Annotated in this window: 7 protein-coding genes; 6 read left to right on the top strand and 1 reads right to left on the bottom strand. The window is 62.4% G+C overall.

Annotation, left to right across the window (positions count from 1 at the left end; translation table 11 throughout):
- Nucleotides 1–295: 295 nt before the first annotated feature.
- The 6 genes from AC3EA7_RS04985 to AC3EA7_RS04960 all read left to right on the top strand — a co-directional run bounded on the left by AC3EA7_RS04985 (nucleotide 296) and on the right by AC3EA7_RS04960 (nucleotide 4,769).
- Nucleotides 296–1,645: a vWA domain-containing protein gene (locus AC3EA7_RS04985; RefSeq protein ID WP_488612933.1), complete on the top strand. Its 1,350-nt coding sequence runs from the start codon at nucleotides 296–298 to the stop codon at nucleotides 1,643–1,645.
- An 18-nt stretch (nucleotides 1,646–1,663) separates the two neighbouring features.
- Nucleotides 1,664–2,878 carry a tryptophan synthase subunit beta gene (trpB, locus tag AC3EA7_RS04980; RefSeq protein ID WP_488612932.1) on the top strand — a complete coding sequence of 405 codons (1,215 nt, stop codon included), beginning with the start codon at nucleotides 1,664–1,666 and terminating at the stop codon, nucleotides 2,876–2,878.
- Nucleotides 2,879–2,992: 114 nt separating this feature from the next.
- Entirely contained in the window at nucleotides 2,993–3,325 is a 333-nt protein-coding gene (locus tag AC3EA7_RS04975; RefSeq protein ID WP_488612931.1) for a hypothetical protein, read from the top strand.
- A 14-nt stretch (nucleotides 3,326–3,339) separates the two neighbouring features.
- Nucleotides 3,340–3,594, top strand: a complete 255-nt coding sequence (locus AC3EA7_RS04970) for a hypothetical protein (RefSeq protein ID WP_488612930.1) — start codon at nucleotides 3,340–3,342, stop codon at nucleotides 3,592–3,594.
- 19 nt (nucleotides 3,595–3,613) lie between these two features.
- Nucleotides 3,614–4,273, top strand: a complete 660-nt coding sequence (locus tag AC3EA7_RS04965; protein ID WP_488612929.1) for an endonuclease III domain-containing protein — start codon at nucleotides 3,614–3,616, stop codon at nucleotides 4,271–4,273.
- Nucleotides 4,274–4,346: 73 nt separating this feature from the next.
- Entirely contained in the window at nucleotides 4,347–4,769 is a 423-nt protein-coding gene (locus tag AC3EA7_RS04960; RefSeq protein ID WP_488612928.1) for a hypothetical protein, read from the top strand.
- A 76-nt stretch (nucleotides 4,770–4,845) separates the two neighbouring features.
- On the opposite strand, the gene bchH is transcribed toward AC3EA7_RS04960, so the two are convergent.
- On the bottom strand, nucleotides 4,846–8,604 hold the full coding sequence (gene bchH, locus AC3EA7_RS04955) for a magnesium chelatase subunit H (protein ID WP_488612927.1): 3,759 nt from the start codon (nucleotides 8,602–8,604) through the stop codon (nucleotides 4,846–4,848).
- Between the last annotated feature and the right edge of the window lie 115 nt (nucleotides 8,605–8,719).

The following is an 8,719-nucleotide window of genomic DNA, read 5'->3' as shown; positions in this document are numbered from 1 at the left end:
GGTCACCAGGGGACACGAAGGACATGCGCTTCATGTTCCCCTTCGTGCGCGTCGGGTCCCTAGCGGTTCAGCCCGTAACCACGAAGGTCACCAGGGGACACGAAGGACATGCGCTTCATGTTCCCCTTCGTGCGCGTCGGGTCCCTGGCGGTTCAGCCTTTGTGCAGTGGACTCAATAGTGGTTTTTGAGAAAATAATCCAGTATTGCCCGGTGCAGCCCGCTTGCCTCCCGCCTCCCGCCTCCCGCCTCCCGCCTCTCGCCTCTCGCCTCTCGCCTCATAGTATAATGTATCCCATGACGAGTCTGACACTCTCCATCAGTCCAGCTCCACTGATCATCGAGACGCGCTGCGAGCCGCAGGTCTGTTATGTGCTGCTTACGGTGCGGGCGTCGGTGAGCGGCGCTGTCCCGCCGCGCCCGGTCAACTGGGCGCTGGTGGCGGATGTCAGTCGTTCGATGCGCATCCCGATTGTTGACGAAACACAGTTTCGCTCGTTGTTACGCAACGGTTCAGCGCAAGAGATGCTGGTCGATGGCGTGCCGGTGTGGCAGTTGAGCGGTTCTGTACCACGAGAGGTGCGTGAGGCCGCTTCGAGCGCGCTCGATCACGTCGTGCGCGCGCTCCACACGATTGTCGAACGTCTCGACCGCCATGATCGCCTGGCGCTGGTGGTCTTCGCCGATCATTCGCTGTTACTGATACCAGGGATGGTCGGCTCGGATCGGGTGACGCTGGTGCGCGCCATCGAGCGGCTGCCGGGTCTCAACCTTGGCGATGACACCAATCTGGCTGATGGCATCACGCTGGCGCTCAATCGGATTCGCGCCAATCGTGATGGACGTTGCGCCGATCGGATCATTCTGCTGACCGACGGGTTCACCCGCGATCCTGCAACATGTCTGGCGCTGGCGGATCAGGCGGCTGGCGAACATATTGCTATCACGACTATCGGACTTGGCGGCGAGTTCCAGGATGATCTGCTGACGGCCATTGCCGACCGTAGCGGCGGGCACGCGCTCTTCTTGAAGCGCGCATCCGCAATCCCACGCGCTGTCAGCGCCGAACTCGAAACGGTGCGCGCCGCAGCCATTCCAGCAGTTACCATCGCCGTTGCGCCAATGCGCGGGGTGCAGTTGCGACGGGTGACGCGCATGCGACCGGCGCTGGCGCTCCTTGCCGAGCCGACCGGTGCGGCAGCGGCGGATGTCACGCAGGTGTCTTTGGGAGACCTGTCGGCGGGAACACCGGTGACGTTGCTGCTGGAGTTTCTCGTTCCAGCAACGAATCCTGGTCCGCTGTGGATCGCAGGAGTGGCGGCGCTATCGACCGGGAAGCGTCTGGCAGACGCCGATATTCAGGCGACGGTGGCGCATCGGGCGCCCCCATTGAGCGACGACGTGCGCGCGGCGGCGGCGCGGGCAATGGCGGCGCGTCTGATGCGCCGCGCCATCACGACGTCCGATCCGTCTGAAGCGGCGCGGCTGATGCGCGCCGCCGCCGCGCGCTTCGATGATCTCGGCGAACCGGCGCTGGCTGCCGCAGCACGTGAGCAGGCGGCGGCGTTCGAGCAGGGTATCAGGATTGCAGGGCTTGCGACACGCGAATTGACCTATGCGACTCGCCGACTCGGTGAAGTTGTCTGAAATCTGCTGAGGAGAGGCATGACCATTAGTATGCATCCGACTCTTACCCTTGATCCAGCGCACGCCGGACGCTTCGGTCCATACGGCGGCGCATATATTCCCGAAACGCTGGCGCCGGCGGTGGCGGCGCTCGAACAAGCGTATATCGCTGCCCGGCTGGACTCGGCGTTCTGGGAAAAACTTGATCGGCTGCATCGCAGTTATACCGGCAGACCGACGCCGCTGACGTTCGCACGTCGTCTGACGGCGCACCTCGGCGGCGCACAGATCTATCTCAAACGCGAGGACCTGGCGCATACCGGCGCGCACAAGATCAACAATGCGCTTGGACAGGGGTTACTGGCAAAGCGGATGGGTAAGACGCGGATCATCGCTGAAACCGGCGCCGGGCAACACGGCGTTGCAACGGCAACCGTATGCGCGCTCCTCGGCATGGAGTGCGTCGTCTATATGGGCGTGGACGATATGGCGCGCCAGCAACCGAACGTCTTCCGCATGCGTCTGCTGGGCGCAGAGGTGCGCGGTGTGACCAGCGGTTCGCGGACGCTCAAGGATGCCATCAACGAAGCGATGCGCGACTGGGTGACGAACCCGGACTCGTACTATCTCCTTGGATCGGCGCTTGGTCCGCATCCCTACCCGACGATGGTGCGCGACTTTCAGAGCGTCATTGGGCGCGAGGCGCGCGAGCAGATCCTGGCAACGACCGGGCGTTTGCCTGATATGGTGCTGGCATGCGTCGGCGGCGGCTCGAATGCGATTGGCATGTTCAGCGCGTTCATCGCTGACGAAGGAGTTGCGCTGCGCGGCGTCGAGGCTGGTGGGCGCGGCATCACGCCAGGCGACCACGCAGCGCGCTTCGCTGGCGGACGACCGGGGGTGCTCCAGGGGACGTATACGTATGTGCTGCAAAACGACGATGGACAGATTGGGCTGACCCACAGCATCTCGGCTGGTCTTGACTATGCGGCGGTGGGACCGGAACATGCGCTGCTTCACGATCAGGGGCGCGCCACCTATACGGTTGTAGACGATGAAGAGGCGCTCGACGCCTTTCAAACGCTGGCGCGGCTCGAAGGGATCATTCCGGCGCTCGAGAGCGCACACGCCGTCGCCGAAGCGATCAAACTTGCGCCATCCATGCGCCCGGATCAGATCATCCTGATCAACCTGTCGGGACGCGGCGATAAAGACATTTTTACCGTGGCGAACGTTTTAGGGGTGAAGGTTTGAGGGTTGAAGGTTTGAAGGTTGCAGGTAGGGACACGCCGCTGGCGCGCCCGCACGCCGACTGGGTGACCGTGGCACATTGGGGCACGCCGCTGGCGCGCCCATATTGGACCGCACATGACATTCAGACCGCTCCAGATCGGCATCATCCTGCTGGCGACGGCGACGGCGCTCATCCATATTGTGCTGGCGCTGCCGACGAACCTAATCATGTTCTACCTCAACGGGTTGGGATATATCGGGTTAACGGCGGCGGCGCTCTACCTGCCGCAATTGGCCGCATACCGGCGTATCATTCGCTGGACATTGATCGGCTTTACAGCGGTGACGATCGTGGGATGGGCGATCTTCGGCGAACGCTCGCTCATTGCGTACATCGACAAACTTATCGAAGCGGCGCTCATCGGGCTGCTGGCAATTGATATGAGGAAAAATGGAGGATCAGTGTGACTACTTAGAAGGAAGTGAAACAGCGCATCCTGCATCTTCTCGATAGCTTGCCCCCAGAGCAACTGGAAGAAGTGGTGGATTTCGTCGAGTTTCCGCAAAGAAGGCGGCGGAGACCGATTGAGCCAGTGGCGCTTTGCGGTCTTTGGAAAGACGTGTCTTTGACAGAAGAAGACATTGATGAGATCCGTCATGAGATGTGGCAATCTTTAGAGAGTCGCGTTCCGCAAGTCGCCAGACCCGACACGAAGAGGCTTTGCGCCTTTGTGTGAGCATTCCACATCCACTCTCATGACCAACTTCGACATCCACGCTGCGATGGCGATTTTGCGCGCCGAGATGCCGCGCTTCCCTAAACCGCTGATCGATGGCATGGGTGCGGAGGAGGCGAATAATCCGTTCCGCATCCTCATCGCCACCATTCTCAGCCTGCGCACCAAGGACACGATGACCGCCACAGTCGCACCGCGTCTCTTCGCGGTCGCCGATACGCCGGAGAAGATGCTGACGCTCAGCGAGGAACGGATCGCCGAACTGATCTATCCGGTCGGCTTTTACCGCAACAAAGCGCGAACCATCCGCGCTATCTGTCAGCGCCTTCTCGATGAGTACGGCGGCGAGGTTCCCGCCAATCTCGACGCGCTCCTGGCGCTGCCGGGCGTCGGCAGAAAAACTGCCAACCTGGTGCTCACCGCCGGTTTCGATCTGCCGGGGATCTGCGTCGATACGCATGTCCACCGCATTTGCAACCGCTGGGGCTATGTGCAAACCAGAACACCGGACGAAACCGAGATGAAACTGCGCGAGATTCTGCCTCTCGACTATTGGAAAGAGATCAACGGACTGCTCGTCACCCTGGGGCAGAATATCTGTCACCCCACTTCGCCGCGGTGCAGCATCTGCCCGCTGGCGCATCTTTGCGCACGAATCGGGGTGGAACGCAGCCGTTAGGCGGAGAGCCGCACATTTTTGCTGAAGAGCATGCTATACTACTACTGATACGTCGCACCGTGCAGGGGTAACCATGTACATTCGCTGGATTGTTCGCAAACACAAAAATGCTGGCGCTGCCAATGTCACCTTCCACGATGCCTATCTGGTCGAGAGTTATCGCGACGAAAAAGACGCGCCGCGCCAGCGCACCGTTTGTTATCTGGGAAACATTCGACAGATCGGCGATGAGTTTCCGCCGCTCGAGCGCGAAATCTTCTTCTTGCGCGCGGAACGTATTCTTATGAGCATCCCCGAGATCGATAGCGAGGAGCGCGAGGCGATCCTGGCATTGCTGCGTCAGAAGGTCCCAGAGTTGTCGGAGGAGGAGGCGATCATCGCCTTCCACAACAACCTGCGCTGGTTCGCACGCTGGATCCGCTCGCGTGGTCGGCGCGTCTCACGCGATGAATTGATGCGCATGATCGATACTGCTGCCGACAGTATCGAGGTGTGATAACGGTGACATCGTATGGGCGAAGGCATTGCCTTCGCCCACCCGACGCCGCCTTCGCTTACCCGACGGGCCTGCGTCACACTACCGGATCCGATACAATCCCTTCTAATCGATCTTCAAGATCGGCATAGATTGTCTGTAACCGCTCGATCGTCTCGTCGTCCGCCTGCCACAGACCGCGCCCGTGGCTTTCGAGCAGACGCGCAACAGCGTTGCGCGCGGCGCGCGGGTTCGCCTGCGCCAGCCGCTCACGCATCGCCTCGTCGAGTACGAAGGTCTCCGCCATCTGATCGTACACCCATTTCTCGACGGCGCCGGTGGTTGCGCTCCATCCCACCAGGTAGGTGAACCGGTTGCCGATCTCGGCGGCTCCAGCATACCCGTGCTGGAGCAACGCTTCGTACCAGCGCGGGTTGAGCAGTTTGGCGCGCGCTTCGAGCCGGATCAGATGTTCCGCTGGCGCAACGCGCACATGCCCGGTGTGGCTCTCGGCGTAGCTCAAGGGTATATCGTTGCCGCGCGCGCGCTCCGCCGCCAGCCGGATGGCGCCGCTATGCCCGTAGTAATGCTGCATATCGGTCAAGCCGTACTCGACGCTGTCGATCGCCTGGAAAACATGCTCGACGGTGCCGAGCATGCCGCGCAACGCTTCGACTGCTTCCTGCCCGCCGCGTCCGCCGCCGTAAGCGAAACCATTGCGCCGGAGATACATGTCCGCCAGATCGTTCGTTTCCTGCCACTGCCCCTCTTCGACCAGTTCATCGACGCCTGTGCCATACCTGCCGGGCGCCTGGGTGAAAATCCGGGCAGTCGCCTGCTCCCAGGTCAACCCCCTTGCCTGCTGCGCCAGTGCATGCGCCCGAATGAAGTTCTGCTCCGGCGGCTCGTCCGCTTCTGCCGCACGGCGGAACAGGTCGTCGAGCAGATCAAGGCTGATCTGGAACGTGTCGCGGAAAATGGCGCTCACATCGAGCAGCACATCGATTCGGGGACGCCCCAGTTCTTCCAGCGGAACAAGTTCATAGCGCCAGATTTTGCCCTGCCCATCGCGCTCGGGGCGCGCGCCGACCAACGTCAGCGCCGCTCCGATGCTTTCTCCTTCGGTTTTGATCGTGTCGAGCGCCCACAACGTTAGCGCCACCGTTTGCGGATACGCGCCCTTCGACGAGAGTCGGTGCTGCGCCAGCATCTGTTCCGCCATCTGCATGCCACGCGCCAGCGCCGCGTCCGACGGGAGCCGCCACGGGTCGATGCTGTGGATGTTGCGTCCGCTCGGCAGCGCAGCCGCCCCGGCGCGCACCGGGTCGGCGCCGGGCGCGGGGCGAATATAGCCGCCGTTGAGCGCGTGAACGAGCGCTTCGAGTTCGCCGGGCGCCTGCGCGAGACCGCTGAGGATGGCGCGCCCATGATCGAGATAGAACTGCGGTTCGAACAACACCGCAATGTCGCGCGGTCGCCCGAACTCCTGGAGCCAGTCGGTGATCTGGATCGTCTGCCGTTCGATGATGAAGCGGCGCACGAAATCGGCGCGCGCCTGAGCCACCCGCTCTTCGGAGACGCCGACGCTTTGCAGCGCCCCGCTCAGCCCCAGGCGACCTTCACGCGGAACGTCGAGCGCCGCCTCGATCAGCGCCGCTGCGCGTTCCGGCGTCGGCGCTGCGCCGAAGATATGGAGACCATCGAGGATCAACCGTTGCTCGATTTCTTCCAGATGCTGCCGAACACGCTGCACGAATGCGCTGGAAGACTCATCAGGGAGCGGTGTCAGTTCAGGCATGTGCGCACTCAGGAGCGGCAGGCGCTCGTAGAGCGTCTGCGCATCGGCAACGCCGGATTGTATTGCATCCTGCTCGATTTCGGCGCGGATCAGCGCCAGTTGGCGGTACAGCCCGGCGCGTGCATACGGCGGCGTCAGGTGGCTGATAATCGCCGCATAGCCGCGCCGCCGGGCAATTGCCGCTTCCGCCGGATTGTTCAGCGGATAGAGATAGAGGTGCGGCGCCTCGCCGAGCAACAGATCGGGCCAGCAATCGTCGGTCAACCCGAGTTGCAGCCCTGGCATCCACTCCGCCGTGCCGTGCATCCCAACGTGAACGATCGCATCGGCGCGCCAGCGCTGTGACAGCCAGCGGTAGAACGCCACATACTGATGGTGCGGCGTGAAGTTGCGGTCGAACAGCAGACGCATCGGGTCGCCGGGGACGCCCATCGGCGGCTGGACGGCGACGATCACGTTGCCGAAGGAGAGGGTGTCCAGGCGAATGGCGTCGCGACCGTGCGGCGCAATCTCGCCAGGAGGCGCACCCCATTTGCGATCGATCCGCTCTGCGCGATCGGCGGGCACTATGGCGTGATACTCCGCCAGTGGCACAGCGGTGCGTGTTGGAACCATCGTCGGCGCCTCTTCCGCCGTATCGAGCGTCGCGATCTGCTGCGCCAGTTCCTCGACCGTCGCCGGAATCCCTTCCACACGATACCCTTCGGCTGCGAGACGGCGCAGGATCGCGTGCAGCGTGGCAGGCACATCGAGGAGCGCTGCTGTGCCAAGTTTTCCCATACCCGGCGGGAAGTTGTAGATCACCAGCGCCACCCGCTTCTCGGCGTTCGCCTTGCGCCGCAACTGCACCCAGCCGGCAGCCAGCCGCGTCGCGCGCGCCAGACGGTCGGGGGTGGCGACGATGCGCTGATCGCGGATGGCGCCGAGCGCCACTGGCGCCACACTGCCATCCATTTCCGGCAGATCGTACATGATGACCGCCTGCATCGGCGCGACGCCATGGGATCGCCAGTGGTCGATGTCCTGCATCTGGAGCGGCTGAATGATCATGTAGGGCGCGTCGATGCCTGCCAGCAGATTGATCGCCGTATCGCGGTACTGTCCCGGCTTCGTCGAGCCTGCCGGTCCACCAATGATCGGGAAGCCCATCGTGTTGATGATCAGATCGACGTTCTGCCGCGCCACCCATTCACGAACAGCGACGTGCATCTCGATACCGCTGACGACAATCGGCAGGACTGCCATGCCCTGCGCCTCGAGCGCTTCGATCAGGTCGGCAATGTACTGTTGCCGCTGCACGATATGTTTGCGGAAGGCGAGCAGTGCAACCAGCGGCGCATCGGGCGGGGGCGCGGCGCCGCGCTGCCGCTTCTGGCTGCGATATTTCCGGTACCACTTCAGGTACGCGTCGGGGTTGGGGAAGATTTCCTCGGTGGCGGGATGGAAGCACCCCATCATCGGGATCATGCGCACCGGCGCGACATCCAGGTTCTGCCCCAGGCAATCGCGCAGAATCAGGCGCACCATCTGCGTCAGATTGTACACGTCGGGCTGGTTCCAGTAGATGTTGACACTGAGCCAGGTGCGGAAGTCCTTCAGTTTTGGCGGCATAAGCGGCAGCAGTTTCGCTGTGATCTTGGTCAGTTTTGTGTAGGCGTAGAGGGTGTCTTCCTCCCGTCCGCGCGTCATCAGGCGGAGCACTGCCTGCATCGGCTTTGGCATCGACGCTCGCCCGCTGTTCTGCACGCGATACTCGCCGACGCGCGTCAGCGCCATCACTTCGGGCATGCTCTCGAAGGCGAAGACGGTCTTCGTGCCGGCGCGCTCGATCTGTTCCTTCAGCCACTGCGCCTGTTCACGCATATTGATGAGCGTGATGAAAAGAACGTCCGCCTGTGCAATCGCGTCTGCCAGCGCTGGATCGCGACGCTCGACATGCCCGTCGTGAAAGCGCAACAGGCGCACCGCAACCCTCGCCTGGCGCAGGTTGCGTTCGACTTCCTCCCATATATGAGCATTGAACCGCTCCATGCCGAGAATGAAGGTGAGCGTTTTCATAAGCGTTCCTCGCCGAACTATTGTGACAGGCAGTGCGTGATTTCAGTATAGCGGCGCAAAGCTGAAGGTGCAGCGCTCCGGTGGAGAAAAGCCGCGCATCATTGGTTAGGAAAAC

The organism is Roseiflexus sp., assembly GCF_057785375.1.
The sequence above is the reverse complement of the archived record's forward strand: the minus strand, read 5'-3'. Positions and strand labels throughout refer to the sequence as shown.

Coding starts and splice junctions, on each gene's coding strand:
- trpB (WP_488612932.1), top strand. CDS start 1,664: ATGACCATTAGTATGCATCCGACTCTTACCCTTGATCCAGCGCACGCC.
- AC3EA7_RS04965 (WP_488612929.1), top strand. CDS start 3,614: ATGACCAACTTCGACATCCACGCTGCGATGGCGATTTTGCGCGCCGAG.
- bchH (WP_488612927.1), bottom strand. CDS start 8,604: ATGAAAACGCTCACCTTCATTCTCGGCATGGAGCGGTTCAATGCTCAT.
- AC3EA7_RS04975 (WP_488612931.1), top strand. CDS start 2,993: ATGACATTCAGACCGCTCCAGATCGGCATCATCCTGCTGGCGACGGCG.
- AC3EA7_RS04960 (WP_488612928.1), top strand. CDS start 4,347: ATGTACATTCGCTGGATTGTTCGCAAACACAAAAATGCTGGCGCTGCC.
- AC3EA7_RS04985 (WP_488612933.1), top strand. CDS start 296: ATGACGAGTCTGACACTCTCCATCAGTCCAGCTCCACTGATCATCGAG.